The organism is Streptomyces sp. NPDC096311 (assembly GCF_044763085.1).
Taxonomy (GTDB): Bacteria; Actinomycetota; Actinomycetes; order Streptomycetales; family Streptomycetaceae; genus Streptomyces.
Genome location: NZ_JBIWFN010000008.1, coordinates 13,777 through 28,142 on the forward strand (window position 1 = coordinate 13,777; position 14,366 = coordinate 28,142).

A 14,366-nucleotide genomic window follows, 5' to 3' on the forward strand; every position below is an offset into this window, starting at 1 on the left:
CCGGTGTTGGGGTGCCGCCCTTGGGCATATGTGCGCGCAGGACTACTTGCGCATGACCTCGGGCTCGTGGCGGCGCAGGAAGCGGGCCACGAAGAAGCCGCAGACGGCGGCGAGGACGAGCAGCGCGACGATGTCCATGCCGTAGGCGGACGCCGTGTGGTTCCACAGCGGGTCCGTGCTGGACGGGTCGTCCGTGTTCGGACTGATGTTGTTGAAGTCCAGCGTGGCGCCGGCGGCGGCGACCGCCCAGCGCGAGGGCATCAGGTACGAGAACTCGTTGACGCCGATCTTGCCGTTCAGGATGAACAGGCAGCCGGTGAACACGACCTGGATGATCGCGAACATGACCAGCAGCGGCATGGTCTTCTCGGCCGTCTTCACCAGCGAGGAGATGACCAGGCCGAACATCATCGAGGCGAAGCCCAGGGCCATGATCGGGATGGAGAGTTCCAGCAGCACCGAATGGCCGAAGACCACGCCCTCGGTGGGCTTGGTGCGGCTGGTGAAACCGATCGCGCCGACCATGGCGCCCTGCAGCACCGTGATCACGCCGAGCACGACCACCTTGGACATCAGGTACGCCGAGCGGGACAGGCCGGTGGCGCGCTCCCGCTCGTAGATCACCCGTTCCTTGATCAGCTCACGGACGGAGTTCGCCGCGCCCGCGAAACAGGCGCCGACCGCGAGGATCAGCAGCACCGTGGTGGCCGTGCCGTTCGGCACGTGCACGCCCGTCTTCGGGTTCACCTGCGGGTTCACCAGCAGGGTCTTGTTCGGGTCGATGAGCAGGCTCACCGCGCCGAGCACGGCCGGCAGGATCACCGTCAGCGCCAGGAAGCCCTTGTCGGACACGATCACCGACACATAGCGCCGTACCAGCGTGCTGAGCTGGGAGAACCAGCCCTGCGGCTTCGGCGGCTTCATCGCCTGCGGCGGTGTCACATTGGCCGACTGCGGAGCGACGGCGTCGATGTCCGCCGCATACATCTGGTAGTGCTGCGAGCCCTTCCAGCGGCCCGCCCAGTCGTAGTCGCGGTAGTTCTCGAAGGCGGAGAAGACGTCGGCCCAGGTCTCGTACCCGAAGAAGTTGAGGGCCTCCTCCGGCGGACCGAAGTACGCGACCGAACCGCCCGGCGCCATCACCAGCAGCTTGTCGCAGATCGCCAGCTCGGCCACGGAGTGCGTGACGACGAGGACCGTACGGCCGTCGTCGGCGAGGCCGCGCAGCAGCTGCATGACATCGCGGTCCATGCCCGGGTCGAGACCGGAGGTCGGCTCGTCCAGGAAGATCAGCGACGGCTTGGTCAGCAGCTCCAGGGCCACCGAGACGCGCTTGCGCTGGCCGCCGGAGAGGGAGGTGACCTTCTTCTCCTTGTGGATGTCCAGCTTCAGCTCGCGCAGCACCTCGTCTATGCGGGCCTCACGCTCGGCCGCCGTGGTGTCGGCGGGGAAGCGCAGCTTGGCCGCGTACTTGAGGGCCTTCTTGACGGTGAGTTCCTTGTGCAGGATGTCGTCCTGCGGGACCAGACCGATGCGCTGGCGCAGCTCGGCGAACTGCTTGTACAGGTTCCGGTTGTCGTAGAGGACGTCACCCTGGTTGGCGGGGCGGTAGCCCGTGAGCGCCTTCAGGAGCGTCGACTTGCCGGAGCCCGAGGGGCCGATGACCGCGATGAGCGACTTCTCGGGGACGCCGAAGGAGACGTCCTTGAGGATCTGCTTGCCGCCGTCGACCGTCACCGTCAGATGGCGGGCCGAGAAGGAGACCTCACCGGTGTCGACGAACTCCTCGAGCCGGTCGCCGACCAGGCGGAACGTCGAGTGGCCGACGCCGACGATGTCGTTCGGGCCGAGCAGCGCCGAGCCACCCTTGGCGATCGGCTGACCGTTGACGTAGGTGCCGTTGTGCGAGCCGAGGTCACGGATCTCGAAGCGACCGCCGGGCGTCGCGTGGAACTCGGCGTGGTGGCGCGAGACCTGGAGGTCGGAGACGACCAGCTCGTTCTCCAGCGCACGGCCGATGCGCATCACCCGCCCGAGGTCGAGCTGGTGGAAGGTGGTCGGGCTGCGGTCGCCGTAGACCGGCGGCGCCCCCGCGCCACCACCGGGTCCCTGCTGCTGCGGCACGCGCGCCGCGGGCTGCTGCGGCTGCTGGTGACTCTTCTCCGGCGTCTGCTGCGGCGGTGCCTGCTGCGCCCAGCCGGGGCTCGCGCCCTGCGCGGCGTAGGGCTGCTGCTGAGGCTGCGCGACGGCGGCCGCGGCGCCGGAGAGGTTCAGACGCGGGCCGTCGGTCGCATTGCCGAGGTGCACGGCCGAACCGGGGCCGATCTCCATCCGATGGATCCGCTGCCCCTGCACAAAGGTGCCGTTGGTGCTGCCGTGGTCCTCGATGACCCAACTCCGGCCGTCCCAGCTCATCGTGGCGTGACGCCAGGAGACCCTGGCGTCGTCGAGCACGACGTCCCCCTGCGGATCACGCCCGAGGGTGTATGGCCTGGACGCATCGAGCGTCCAGGTCCGTCCATTCAATTCCAGTACGAGTTCCGGCACTCCATGCCCCACTGAGTTGTCCCCCGAAGTTCCCCCATCACAGGGAGTCTAGGGATGTCGAACATCGGGGGGAACTATTTCAGGAGCAGCCCCCTGACTGAAAGTCGGGCCATGTGAAGAGCGCGTACGGGCGGGTTGCCCGTTTCCGTTGACGGGGTTGAAACCGGCCCGGAGAGTGGTAATCCCCCGCGAGGGGGACATCCGCGGTGATGACACCGCGGCGCGGATCGGGGGGTCTGACGATGAGCATCGACACCGCGAGGCACGGCAGGCGACTGCCGTGGGGGGATGTGTTGTTGTCCGCGATCGCCTCGGTGAGCTGGGCGTTGATCGCGATGGCGGGCACGGCCGCGCTCGGTCTGCATCTGGTCGGCGCGGACGCGGCGGGCTCGCTCGGGCCGATGACCGCGGCGGTGGTGGCTCTTGGGGCCAATGGTGCGGTCAAACCGTCCGGCGATGTGTCGGCCTTCGGTCTGAAGGGAGCGGAGGCACACACGGCCATACAGATCACGCCACTGGGTGTGGGGCTCGTGGGCGCGCTCCTGCTCTCCTTCTTCTTCCTACGCTCCCTGCGCGGGGCGGGAGTTGTGATCGCCCCGTCCGAACTCCTCGCGCGCGCCAGCGCGGTGGTCGTGCTGTTCGTGGCGACGCTGGGCGGGCTCGCCTGGGCCGGGCACGACATCATCACGATCGACGGAAGCAAGCTGGGCCTCGACCGGGTGACGGGCGGCGGCGGCCTCGGGAACATCACCGACAAGCTCCCCGGCGGCCTCGGGGACCTCGGCGGACTGCTGCCCGGCAAGATCGGCGACCTGGTGCAGGCGCAGGCGGCCGTGGGCTTCACCGTCGACACGGTGCCCACGCTGCTCGGCGGCGCGGCCTGGGCGGCCGGAATCCTGGTGATCGCGCTGCTCGCCTCCCGGCGCACCCCGCTGCCGCGCGGCTGGGAGGGCGTGCACCGGATGGTGCGCCCGGCCGCGTCCGCGCTGGCCACGGTGTTCCTGGTGGCGGTCCTCGCGGGCCTCGCGGCGGCGGCGTACGCGGCGATCGGCGATCCCCATCCCAAGCTGATCGCGGGCGCCGCGCTGCTGGGCGCGCCCAACGGGGTGTGGCTGGGCATCCCGATCGGCCTCTTCGTGCCCTGGGACGGCAAGGCCACCGGCGAGCTCGCCAAGCTGCTCCCCCACCCGCTGGACCAGTTGCTGAGCGTCGACTCCGATCAGCCCGTCACCCTGGGCCGGCTCGCCGAACTCGACGGACGGGTGTGGCTGTTGGGGGTCGCGACCGCGGTGATGATGCTGTTCGCGGGCGTCCTCGCCGCCTCGCGTACGCCTTTTGTACGGGGGCGGGGTGCGGCTTCGGTGGGAACACCGGCTGCTCCCGTTGTACGAGGACGGGGTGCCCTCGGTTTCGCCGGGCGCTGCGCTCTTCGGCTCGGCATCGTGACGGCGCTGGCGCTGCCGCTGCTGGCGTGGCTGACGGACGTGTCCGTGGACGCCTCGCTGTCGGTGTTCGGCATCGACGCGTTCGGTGCCGGAATCCGGTTGCACGGGCATCTGGGCATGGCGCTGCTGCTCGGCGCCGTCTGGGGTGCGGGCGCGGGGGCGGCGGGGGCGCTGCTGGCGTACGCGAGCGGGGCCGCGGGACGGCGGGCGGCGCCACTGGCACTGGGTGACGCCGGTCCCCCGGTGGCCGCGCCCGCCCCTGACCTCCCCCGGGGGCCCGGACCGTACGCCCCGGGCGCGACGTACCGGCCGGCGAACCCCGACACCAACCCCTATCTACGGCTGCCCGACGAGCTGCGGGAACCCGCCGACGGTCGGCCGTCCGAGCGGCCGTCCGAACGGCCGCGCTCGCCCGACGACGTGTACGGCGCGCCGACGGTCGTCCGGCCGATGGCGCCGCCGCCTGGGCCGCAGAAGCGGCGGCCACGGGGGCGCGAGGTGCCGCCTCCGCCGCAGCCGCCCCCCGGTCAGGGACCTTCCGCGCCGCCGGAGCCGGGGCGGCAGAACTGATCGTCGTTGCCGGGCAACGCGCTCGACACCGCTCCGACACCCAGTGTTCCCCGTCCGCTGGACGGACCTCAGGGGCACAAGGCACTGGGTGCCGGATACGGTGGAGACACCATGAGCGCTTCGCAGACCCCCGAGGTCCCCACTCTCCTCGTCAAGATCTTCGGCAAGGACCGGCCGGGCATCACAGCCGGACTCTTCGACACCCTCGCCGCCTACTCCGTCGAGGTGGTCGACATCGAGCAGGTCGTCACCCGTGGCCGGATCGTGCTCTGCGCGCTCGTGACCGAGCCACCGGCCGGACTGGAGGGCGATCTGCGGGCCACCGTCCACAGCTGGGCGGAGTCGATGAAGATGCAGGCGGAGATCATCTCCGGCCTCGGCGACAACCGTCCGCGTGGCCTCGGGCGGTCTCTCGTCACCGTGCTCGGGCATCCGCTCACGGCGGAGTCGACGGCCGCGATCGCCGCCCGGATCACCAAGACCGGCGGCAACATCGACCGCATCTTCCGGCTCGCCAAGTACCCGGTGACGGCGGTCGAGTTCGCCGTGTCCGGTACGGGGACCGAGGCGCTGCGCACCGCGCTGGTGACCGAGGCGGCGGCGCTCGGAGTGGACATCGCGGTGGTGGCGGCGGGGCTGCACCGCAGGGCGCAGCGCCTGGTCGTCATGGATGTGGACTCGACGCTCATCCAGGACGAGGTGATCGAGCTCTTCGCCGCGCACGCCGGATGCGAGGAGCAGGTCGCCGAGGTGACGGCGGCCGCGATGCGCGGGGAGCTGGACTTCGAGCAGTCGCTGCACGCGCGCGTGGCGCTGCTCAAGGGGCTGGACGCCTCGGTGGTGACCAAGGTGCGCGAGGAGGTGCGGCTGACACCGGGCGCGCGCACGCTGATCCGTACGCTGAAGCGGCTCGGTTTCCAAGTCGGTGTCGTCTCGGGCGGATTCACGCAGGTCACGGACGACCTGAAGGAGCGGCTCGGGCTGGACTTCGCGCAGGCCAACACCCTGGAGATCGTCGACGGGAAGCTGACGGGCAGGGTCACCGGGGAGATCGTGGACCGCGCGGGCAAGGCACGGCTGCTGCGCCGGTTCGCCGCCGAGGCGGGGGTGCCGCTCGCCCAGACCGTGGCGATCGGCGACGGGGCCAATGACCTCGACATGCTCAACGCGGCCGGTCTCGGCGTCGCCTTCAACGCCAAGCCCGTCGTCCGGCAGGCCGCGCACACCGCGGTGAACTTCCCCTTCCTGGACACCGTGCTGTATCTGCTGGGTGTCACCCGCGAAGAGGTCGAGGCGGCGGACATGCACCTCGGCGACCACTGAGCCCGGACATACGTCGACGGGGGCCCGGCACCGTACTGGTGCCGGGCCCCCGTCCCTGTCGGGTGGGTTATTCGGTCGGCGCCCAGTAGTCCGTCAGCGTGCACACTCCGGGCTCCAGGGATTTCCAGGAGCCCTCGACGGAGAGCACGGCGAAGGCGCCCGTGTGGAAGCCGTGGGCGGCCATCCGGGCGCGGGTGTCGCCCTCGGCCTGTCCGGCCAGCACCTCGGTGAGGCCCTGGATGCCGGGGTTGTGGCCGATCAGGACCACGTTGTGCGCGTCGTCCGGGGTCTCGTTGAGTACGGCGATCAGCTCGCCGGGTGAGGCCTCGTAGAGCCGCTCCTCATAGACGGTTTTCGGCCGGTGCGGCAGCTCGTGGACGGCGAGCTTCCAGGTCTCCCGGGTGCGGGTCGCCGTGGAGCAGAGGGCCATATCGAAAGGGATCCCGGTGTCGGCCAGCTTGCGTCCGGCGACGGCGGCGTCCTGACGGCCCCGGTCAGCGAGCGGCCGCTCGTGGTCGGACACCTGCGGCCAGTCGGCTTTCGCATGCCGGAAGAGGACAATCCTGCGGGGTTCTGCGACGCTCATGGGTCCCAGCTTCGCATGAAACACGCCATGCGGCGCTGAGAGTTGACCTGCTCTCCCGGGCGTGCTCAGGGTGTCTGGTGCAGCACCGTCTGCTGGACGCGCTCGAAGAGGTGGGTGATCGCGGGGTCGCCGCCCGCGGCGTGCGCGTCCGCCGGGTTCAGGATCAGCAGAAGCAGGGCGACGAAGGCGAGGGCGGGCAGGGCGAGGGCCCACCAGGGCAGCCGGATGTCCATGCCGCCCGGGGTCGCCGGGTGGGGCCGGGGGTGCGTACGGGCCGACATGCCGCCTCCGTGGGGCCTCGAGTGCTCCGTGGTCCGCGTCCTCGCGGCCACAACTCGAAGTTACGGATTCCTGGGCCGTCAACCCATCCGGTGATCCACCCACTTGACCCTGACACTCACCCCCTAGGGGACAGGGGGGCTAGCCCCACCATCGGTGTCCCCCGGGTGGCGGGCGGTGGTCAGGGGGAGGCGATCGACGCGATGACGGCGATGATCACGGTGATGGCCAGCATCGCGCCTAGCACGAGCAGCAGCTTCTTCTGGCCGTTCTGGGGGTTCGGGTCGAGCGCCATACGCCCAGTCTCGCACCCTTCGTCCGCACCTTCGCCGTCGGGGTCTCAGAGGACTGCGCCGCGCGCGGCCTCGTCCTCCACCGTACGGTCGCGGCCTGCCAGGACGCCCACCGCGATCTGCGGGATCATCAGGGCGGCCATGAGCGCTATCGGCAGCCCCCAGCCGCCGCTGTGCTGGTAGAGCACGCCCACGAGGAGGGGCCCCGGGATCGAGATCAGATACCCGGTGCTCTGCGCGAACGCCGACAGTTGGGCGACGCCCGCGCCGGTCCTGGCCCGCATGCCGACCATGGTGAGGGCCAGCGGGAAGGCACAGTTGGAGACGCCGAGCAGGAGCGCCCAGGCCCAGGCTCCGCCCGCCGGGGCGAGGTAGAGGCCCGCGTATCCCGCGAGGCCGCAGACACCGAGCGCGACCACGATCGGCCCCTGGTGGGTCATCCGGGTGGCGAGGCGCGGGATGACGAAGGCCAGGGGCACGCCCATGACCATCGTGACGGCGAGGAGCAGGCCCGCGGTGCCCGCGGAGACGCCCGCGTCGCGGAAGATCTGCGCCATCCAGCCCATCGTGATGTACGCGGCGGTGGCCTGGAGTCCGAAGAAGACGGCCAGCGCCCAGGCGGTCCGGCTGCGGGTGATGCGCAGTCCGCCGGTTTCCCGCGGGGCGGGGTGTGCCGCCCGTGTCCGCTCACCGTCGCGGGAATCGGCGCCCCGCACGCGTACCAGCCCGATCCACGGCAGTACGGCGGCCGCCGCCAGGCCCGCCCACACCGCGAGGCCCGACTGCCAGCCGCCGCCCAGGGCGTCGGTCACGGGTACGGTCACGGCCGCCGCGGCCGAGGTGCCCAGAGCGAGCGCCATCGAGTAGAGGCCGGTCATGGAGCCGACCCGGTCCGGGAACCAGCGTTTGACGATCACCGGCATCAGGACGTTGCTGACGGCGATGCCCATCAGCGCGAGGGCGCTGGCGGCCAGGAAGCCGGCCGCGCTGCCGGTGTAGGGCCGGATCGCGAGTCCCGCCGTGATGGCGACCATTCCGGCGCAGACAACCGCGCCGGATCCGAAGCGGCGGGCGAGGCGCGGCGCCATGACGCCGAAGACGGCGAAGCAGAGCGGGGGGACGGAGGTGAGCAGTCCGGCGACGCTGCCGCTCATGCCGAGCCCGTCGCGCACGTCTTCCAGGAGTGCGCCGAAGCTGGTGATGGCGGGGCGCAGGTTGAGGGCCGTGAGGACGATGCCGACCGTCACGAGCCGCGTCGCCCACGCGCGCGTGGGGTGCGATCGGGGTTCCGCGCTCTCGGCGGAACTGCGTATGGGGGTGGACGTCGTCGTCCGGGTCTCCTCGCTCACCATGAGACCCATCATAGAATCATGGGATGATTGGCTGTCCAATCCCCTTGCGTTAATCTCCGGATTCTCCGGCCCCGCGCGAACGATCACACCGGGCCCGTACGAAGGACCGTCATGCCGCTGAGCCACCCCCGCCGTTCGGCGCTGTCCGAGCAGGTCATCGCCGAACTGCGGAACCAGATCACTTCGGGGGAATGGCCGGTCGGTTCCCGCATCCCCACCGAGCCGGAGCTCGTCGACCAGCTGGGCGTCGCCCGCAACACCGTCCGTGAGGCCGTCCGCGCGCTGGCCCACAACGGTCTGCTCGACATCCGCCAGGGCTCGGGCACCTATGTCGTGGCGACCAGCGAGCTCGCGGGCGTGATGCACCGGCGCTTCGCCGACGCCGATCCGCGGCACATCGCCGAGCTGCGCGCCACGCTGGAGTCGAGCGCGGCGAAGCTGGCCGCCGAGCGGCGCACCGAGCGCGATCTGAAGCAGCTGGACGCGCTGCTCGTACGGCGGGAGGAGGCCTGGGAGTCGGGTGACGCGGAGGCCTTCGTGGCCGCCGACGCGACCTTCCACCTGGCCGTGGTGGCCGCGTCCCACAACGACGTCATGACGGCGATGTACGCCGACCTGGGCGAGGTGCTGCGCGACTGGCTGCGCGAGGACGTCGGCGGGAAGCTGACGCCCGAGACGTACATGGACCACGCGCGACTCGTCGACGCGATCCGCACGGGGGACGCGGAGGTGGCGGGCGCGGAAGCCGGGGGCTATCCGTTCCAGTGCCGTCCGGGACGGCTCAGGCCCCTGGCCTCCGACAGCTGACGAACACGGTCACCTCTGGTGACTGACCCACGCCGACCGGACCTCCTTCCAGCAGCGGCCGGCCAGCCGGACCGTCATCGCGGGGCCCGCGTCGACCGGGTCGGTGTCGGTGTCGATGTCCCACCAGCGGTCGCACTCGATGTGCAGGGCGACCCGATCGGTCTCCGGGTAGGGGTTGTGGCAGTACGCGGTCACGTGCGAACCCTGGACCGTGGTGCGACACTCAGCGCCGAAAGGCTGGGGGAGGGGGAGTTTGCCGTGCACTACGCGCGTGTGGGGCACGGCGTCGTACGGCAGAACCATCATGAAGGCGACAGCGGCGAACACCGGGGCGAAACGGCGGGACAGGCGCACAACGGGGACCTCCTCGGCCGTACGGCTGCGGGGCGGTGCGTAGTCCCAGCGTGCGTGGTGCGAGGCCCGGGACGCCCGGCCGACTAGGCCGAACGGGCGACGCCCCGCTCCCCGCACTGCGGGAAACGGGGCGTCGGCCACATGGGGGAAATCAGGCGCCGATGGCGTGCAGTCCGCCGTCCACGTGGATGATCTCGCCGGTGGTCTTCGGGAACCAGTCGCTCAGCAGCGCGACGATGCCCCTGCCGGCCGGCTCGGGGTCCTTGAGGTCCCACTCCAGGGGAGAGCGGTTGTCCCACACGGAGGCCAGCTCGCCGAAGCCCGGGATGGACTTGGCGGCCATCGAACCGAGCGGGCCCGCGGAGATGAGGTTGCAGCGGATGTTCTGCTTGCCCAGGTCGCGGGCGAGGTAGCGGCTGGTGGCCTCCAGGGCGGCCTTGGCCGGGCCCATCCAGTCGTACTGCGGCCAGGCGAAGGACGCGTCGAAGGTGAGGCCGACGACCGAACCGCCGTTCTGCATCAGCGGCAGACAGGCCATGGTCAGCGACTTCAGGGAGAATGCCGAGACGTGCATGGCGGTGGCGACGGACTCGAACGGCGTGTTGAGGAAGTTGCCGCCCAGCGCGTCCTGCGGCGCGAAGCCGATGGAGTGCACGACGCCGTCGAGGCCGCCCAGCTCCTCACCGACGACGTCCGCGAGACGCGCCAGGTGCTCGTCGTTGGTCACGTCGAGCTCGATGACCTTGGTGGGCTTGGGGAGCTTCTTGGCGATGCGCTCGGTCAGCGTGGGCCGCGGGAACGCGGTCAGGATGATCTCCGCACCCTGCTCCTGGGCCTGCTTGGCGGCGTGGAAGGCGATGGAGGACTCCATCAGCACACCGGAGATCAGGACGCGCTTGCCCTCGAGGATTCCGCTCATGGTGATCAGTGACCCATTCCCAGTCCGCCGTCAACCGGAATGACGGCTCCAGTGATGTACGAGGCGTCGTCCGAGGCGAGGAACCGCACCGTCGCGGCGATCTCCTCGGGCCGCGCGTACCGGCCGAGCGGCACCTGGGCGACGATGCCCGCACGCTGCTCGTCGGTGAGCACCTTGGTCATGTCGGTGTCGACGAAACCGGGCGCGACGACGTTGAAGGTGATGTTGCGCGAGCCGAGTTCACGGGCGAGTGAACGCGCGAAGCCGACCAGGGCGGCCTTGGAGGCGGCATAGTTCGACTGCCCCGCGGAGCCGAGCAGCCCCACGACCGACGAAACGAGGACGACCCGCCCCTTCTTGGCACGGAGCATCCCGCGGTTGGCACGCTTGACGACCCGGAAGGCGCCGGTGAGGTTGGTGTCGAGGACGGAGGTGAAGTCCTCCTCGGACATCCGCATCAGAAGCTGGTCCTTGGTGACGCCCGCGTTGGCGACCAGGATCTCGACGGGGCCGTGCTCGGCCTCGATCTCCTTGTAGGCCTGCTCCACCTGCTCGGTGTCGGTGATGTCGCACCTGACGGCGAGGCAGCCCAATGCGGTGAGGGCGGCCGGCGGCTCACCCGAGCGGTATGTGATCGCGACCTTGTCGCCGGCATCGGCGAAAGCGCGGGCGATGGCGAGGCCGATGCCCCGGTTGCCTCCGGTGACGAGAACCGAGCGGCTCAACGGATCACCCTTTCGATAGCTGTCTGAAACCCCTGCAAGACAGGCGCCTTCCTTGGAAACCTATCGGTCCCCCCCGCCTCCCGGAGAATCGGGCACCGACAGTGGCGCGGGGGACTCACTGTCGGATTCCTACAGAAAGCCTCGATACGCGGAGGGAAAGATGTGGCCCGCGGACCCGCCCGCGCGACATGATCGGACCCGACAGGCCACGACAGCAGGGAGACCTCCGTGCCTCATTCCATCGACGAAGCCTTCACGGCACTGCCGCTGCGGGCCCTGGCCGACGCCGCGCTCGCGCGGGCGCGGGCGCTGGGGGCCGAGCACGCGGACTTCCGGTTCGAGCGGGTGCGCAGCGCGTCCTGGCGGCTGCGGGACGCCAAGCCCGCCGGATCGTCGGACACCACGGACCTGGGGTACGCGGTGCGGGTGGTGCACGGCGGGACCTGGGGGTTCGCGTCGGGTGTGGATCTGACGATGGACGCGGCCGCGAAGGTCGCGTCGCAGGCCGTGGCGATGGCGAAGCTCTCGGCCCAGGTGATCAGGGCGGCGGGTTCCGACGAGCGGGTGGAGCTGGCGGACGAGCCGGTGCACGCCGAGAAGACGTGGATCTCTTCGTACGACATCGACCCCTTCTCCGTACCGGACGAGGAGAAGGCCGGGCTGCTCGCGGACTGGAGCGCGCGGCTGCTCGCGGCCGACGGCGTCAACCACGTCGACGCCTCGTTGCTGACCGTCCACGAGAACAAGTTCTACGCCGACACCGCCGGGACCGTGACCACCCAGCAGCGCGTGCGGCTGCACCCGCAGCTCACCGCGGTCGCCGTGGACGAGTCCAGCGGCGAGTTCGACTCCATGCGCACCATCGCGCCGCCGGTCGGACGCGGCTGGGAGTACCTGACGGGCACCGGCTGGGACTGGGAGTCCGAACTCGCGCGGATCCCGGAGCTGCTCGCCGAGAAGATGCGGGCGCCGAGCGTCGAGGCGGGGCTGTACGACCTCGTCGTCGACCCCTCCAACCTGTGGCTGACGATCCACGAGTCCATCGGCCACGCCACCGAGCTGGACCGCGCGCTGGGCTACGAGGCGGCGTACGCCGGCACCTCCTTCGCCACCTTCGACCAGCTCGGCAAACTGAGGTACGGCTCCGAGCGGATGAACGTCACCGGTGACCGCACCGCCGAGCACGGCCTCGCGACCATCGGGTACGACGACGAGGGCGTGGAGGGGCAGTCCTGGGACCTCGTGAAGGACGGCACCCTCGTCGGCTACCAGCTGGACCGGCGGATCGCGAAGCTGACCGGCTTCGACCGGTCCAACGGGTGCGCCTACGCCGACTCCCCCGGGCACGTGCCCGTACAGCGCATGGCCAACGTCTCGCTCCAGCCGGACCCCGCGGGGCTCTCGACCGAGGACCTGATCGGGGGCGTGGACCGCGGCATCTACGTCGTCGGTGACCGGTCGTGGTCCATCGACATGCAGAGGTACAACTTCCAGTTCACCGGCCAGCGGTTCTTCAAGATCGAGAACGGTCGGATCACCGGGCAGCTGCGGGATGTCGCGTACCAGGCCACGACGACCGACTTCTGGGGTTCGATGGCCGCGGTGGGTGGTCCGGGGACGTACGTCCTGGGCGGTGCCTTCAACTGCGGCAAGGCCCAGCCGGGTCAGGTCGCGGCGGTCTCGCACGGCTGCCCGTCCGCCCTCTTCAAGGGCGTCAACATCCTCAACACGACGCAGGAGGCCGGTCGATGAGCACGCGCACCAACAAGCCGAACAAGCCGCACGAGGTCGTCGAGCGCGCCCTCGAGCTCTCCCGCGCCGACGGCTGCGTCGTGATCGCCGACGAGCACTCCACCGCCAACCTGCGCTGGGCCGGCAACGCGCTGACCACGAACGGGGTCACGCGCGGGCGCACCCTGACCGTCATCGCGACCGTCGACGGCCGTGAGGGCACGGCCTCCGGGGTCGTCTCGCGCGCGGCCGTGACCGCGGACGAGCTGGAGCCCCTGGTACGGGCCGCGGAGGCGGCGGCACGCGGCGCGGGGCCCGCCGAGGACGCCCAGCCGCTGGTCACCGGCGTGCCGGAGGCCCCCGACTTCACCGACGCGCCCGCCGAGACCTCCTCCGCCGTCTTCACCGACTTCGCCCTGGCGCTCGGCGAGTCCTTCGCCCGTGCGCGTGCGGGCGGGCGCGAGCTGTACGGCTTCGCCAACCACGAGCTCGTCTCCAGCTATCTCGGTACGTCGACGGGGCTGCGCCTGCGCCACGACCAGCCGAACGGAACGCTGGAACTCAACGCCAAGTCGCCCGACCGGACGCGCTCGGCGTGGGCGGGGCGGCCCACGCGTGACTTCAAGGACGTCGACCCGGCCGCCCTCGACGCCGAGCTCGCGACCCGGCTCGGATGGGCCGAGCGGCGCGTCGACCTGCCCGCCGGCCGCTACGAGACGCTGCTGCCGCCGACCGCCGTCGCGGACCTGCTGATCTACCAGATGTGGTCGGCGGCGGCCCGGGACGCGGCCGAGGGCCGGACCGTCTTCAGCAAGCCCGGCGGCGGCACCCGCGTCGGCGAGAAGCTCACCGAGCTGCCGCTGACCCTGCGCAGCGACCCGAACGAGCCGGGGCTCGAGTCCGCGCCCTTCGTGCTCACGCACTCCTCGGGCGACGACGCCTCCGTGTTCGACAACGGGCTGCCGCTGTCGGCGACGGACTGGGTGCGCGAGGGCACGCTGGCCCATCTGTCCACCACCCGGCACAGCGCGGGCCTCACCGGGCTGCCCGTCGCCCCGATCATCGGCAACCTGATCCTGGACGGCGGCGAGGACCGCTCCCTGGAGGAGATGGTCGCCGCCACGGACCATCGTGGGCCCTGTCTGCTGCTGACCTGCCTCTGGTACATCCGCGAGGTCGACCCGGCGACGCTGCTGCTCACGGGGCTGACCCGGGACGGCGTCTACCTCGTCGAGAACGGCCAGGTCGTCGGCGAGGTGAACAACTTCCGGTTCAACGAGTCGCCGGTGGACCTGCTGTCGCGGGCCACGGAGGCGGGCCGCACGGAAAAGACGCTGCCCCGTGAGTGGAGCGACTGGTTCACCAGGGCTGCGATGCCCGCGCTGAGGGTGCCCGACTTCAATATGAGCTCTGTCAGCCAGGGCGTATAACCTCG

At 70.7% G+C, this 14,366-nt stretch carries 13 protein-coding genes; 5 read left to right on the forward strand and 8 right to left on the reverse strand.

Going from position 1 to position 14,366, the window contains the following annotated elements; translation table 11 throughout:
• Positions 1–42: 42 nt before the first annotated feature.
• Positions 43–2,547, reverse strand: coding sequence for an FHA domain-containing protein (locus ACIRA5_RS21050; protein WP_403692793.1), 2,505 nt, complete (start codon positions 2,545–2,547; stop codon positions 43–45).
• A gap of 242 nt (positions 2,548–2,789) precedes the next feature.
• On the opposite strand from ACIRA5_RS21050, the gene ACIRA5_RS21055 reads away from it, so the two are divergent.
• Positions 2,790–4,562 carry a streptophobe family protein gene (locus ACIRA5_RS21055; RefSeq protein ID WP_403692795.1) on the forward strand — a complete coding sequence of 591 codons (1,773 nt, stop codon included), beginning with the start codon at positions 2,790–2,792 and terminating at the stop codon, positions 4,560–4,562.
• 111 nt (positions 4,563–4,673) lie between these two features.
• On the forward strand, positions 4,674–5,885 hold the full coding sequence (serB, locus tag ACIRA5_RS21060; protein WP_075026112.1) for a phosphoserine phosphatase SerB: 1,212 nt from the start codon (positions 4,674–4,676) through the stop codon (positions 5,883–5,885).
• Positions 5,886–5,952: 67 nt separating this feature from the next.
• On the opposite strand, the gene ACIRA5_RS21065 is transcribed toward serB, so the two are convergent.
• The 4 genes from ACIRA5_RS21065 to ACIRA5_RS21080 form a co-directional block, all read right to left on the reverse strand.
• Positions 5,953–6,471 (reverse strand): histidine phosphatase family protein, encoded by a 519-nt coding sequence (locus tag ACIRA5_RS21065; RefSeq protein ID WP_067364588.1) that lies wholly within the window; start codon positions 6,469–6,471, stop codon positions 5,953–5,955.
• 65 nt (positions 6,472–6,536) lie between these two features.
• Entirely contained in the window at positions 6,537–6,752 is a 216-nt protein-coding gene (locus tag ACIRA5_RS21070; RefSeq protein ID WP_403692799.1) for a hypothetical protein, read from the reverse strand.
• A gap of 179 nt (positions 6,753–6,931) precedes the next feature.
• Positions 6,932–7,045: an SGM_5486 family transporter-associated protein gene (locus tag ACIRA5_RS21075; protein ID WP_095855419.1), complete on the reverse strand. Its 114-nt coding sequence runs from the start codon at positions 7,043–7,045 to the stop codon at positions 6,932–6,934.
• Positions 7,046–7,090: 45 nt separating this feature from the next.
• On the reverse strand, positions 7,091–8,407 hold the full coding sequence (locus ACIRA5_RS21080) for a CynX/NimT family MFS transporter (RefSeq protein ID WP_403692802.1): 1,317 nt from the start codon (positions 8,405–8,407) through the stop codon (positions 7,091–7,093).
• A 99-nt stretch (positions 8,408–8,506) separates the two neighbouring features.
• Between ACIRA5_RS21080 and ACIRA5_RS21085 the strand changes: the two genes are divergently transcribed.
• On the forward strand, positions 8,507–9,202 hold the full coding sequence (locus ACIRA5_RS21085; RefSeq protein WP_403692805.1) for a FadR/GntR family transcriptional regulator: 696 nt from the start codon (positions 8,507–8,509) through the stop codon (positions 9,200–9,202).
• Between the two features lie 9 nt (positions 9,203–9,211).
• Here the strand turns inward: ACIRA5_RS21085 and ACIRA5_RS21090 are convergent, their stop codons facing one another.
• From ACIRA5_RS21090 to fabG, 3 genes are all read right to left on the reverse strand, one after another.
• A complete protein-coding gene (locus tag ACIRA5_RS21090; protein WP_403692808.1) occupies positions 9,212–9,556 on the reverse strand; it encodes a hypothetical protein in 345 nt (114 codons plus the stop codon).
• Between the two features lie 151 nt (positions 9,557–9,707).
• A complete protein-coding gene (gene fabI, locus ACIRA5_RS21095; RefSeq protein ID WP_403692809.1) occupies positions 9,708–10,475 on the reverse strand; it encodes an enoyl-ACP reductase FabI in 768 nt (255 codons plus the stop codon).
• Positions 10,476–10,480: 5 nt separating this feature from the next.
• Positions 10,481–11,200 (reverse strand): 3-oxoacyl-[acyl-carrier-protein] reductase, encoded by a 720-nt coding sequence (fabG, locus tag ACIRA5_RS21100; RefSeq protein WP_352051730.1) that lies wholly within the window; start codon positions 11,198–11,200, stop codon positions 10,481–10,483.
• A 228-nt stretch (positions 11,201–11,428) separates the two neighbouring features.
• On the opposite strand from fabG, the gene ACIRA5_RS21105 reads away from it, so the two are divergent.
• Together ACIRA5_RS21105 and ACIRA5_RS21110 are read left to right on the forward strand one after the other, a co-directional pair.
• Entirely contained in the window at positions 11,429–12,952 is a 1,524-nt protein-coding gene (locus tag ACIRA5_RS21105; protein WP_054232230.1) for a TldD/PmbA family protein, read from the forward strand.
• Positions 12,949–14,361, forward strand: coding sequence for a metallopeptidase TldD-related protein (locus ACIRA5_RS21110; RefSeq protein WP_403692811.1), 1,413 nt, complete (start codon positions 12,949–12,951; stop codon positions 14,359–14,361). The genes ACIRA5_RS21105 and ACIRA5_RS21110 overlap by 4 nt, the downstream gene beginning before the upstream one ends.
• The last annotated feature ends 5 nt before the right edge of the window (positions 14,362–14,366 follow it).

Excerpts from the sequence above, each read along its gene's own strand:
- serB (WP_075026112.1), top strand. The coding sequence starts at position 4,674 with ATGAGCGCTTCGCAGACCCCCGAGGTCCCCACTCTCCTCGTCAAGATC.
- ACIRA5_RS21070 (WP_403692799.1), bottom strand. The coding sequence starts at position 6,752 with ATGTCGGCCCGTACGCACCCCCGGCCCCACCCGGCGACCCCGGGCGGC.
- ACIRA5_RS21085 (WP_403692805.1), top strand. The coding sequence starts at position 8,507 with ATGCCGCTGAGCCACCCCCGCCGTTCGGCGCTGTCCGAGCAGGTCATC.
- ACIRA5_RS21065 (WP_067364588.1), bottom strand. The coding sequence starts at position 6,471 with ATGAGCGTCGCAGAACCCCGCAGGATTGTCCTCTTCCGGCATGCGAAA.
- fabI (WP_403692809.1), bottom strand. The coding sequence starts at position 10,475 with ATGAGCGGAATCCTCGAGGGCAAGCGCGTCCTGATCTCCGGTGTGCTG.
- ACIRA5_RS21080 (WP_403692802.1), bottom strand. The coding sequence starts at position 8,407 with ATGATGGGTCTCATGGTGAGCGAGGAGACCCGGACGACGACGTCCACC.
- ACIRA5_RS21110 (WP_403692811.1), top strand. The coding sequence starts at position 12,949 with ATGAGCACGCGCACCAACAAGCCGAACAAGCCGCACGAGGTCGTCGAG.
- ACIRA5_RS21075 (WP_095855419.1), bottom strand. The coding sequence starts at position 7,045 with ATGGCGCTCGACCCGAACCCCCAGAACGGCCAGAAGAAGCTGCTGCTC.
- ACIRA5_RS21055 (WP_403692795.1), top strand. The coding sequence starts at position 2,790 with ATGAGCATCGACACCGCGAGGCACGGCAGGCGACTGCCGTGGGGGGAT.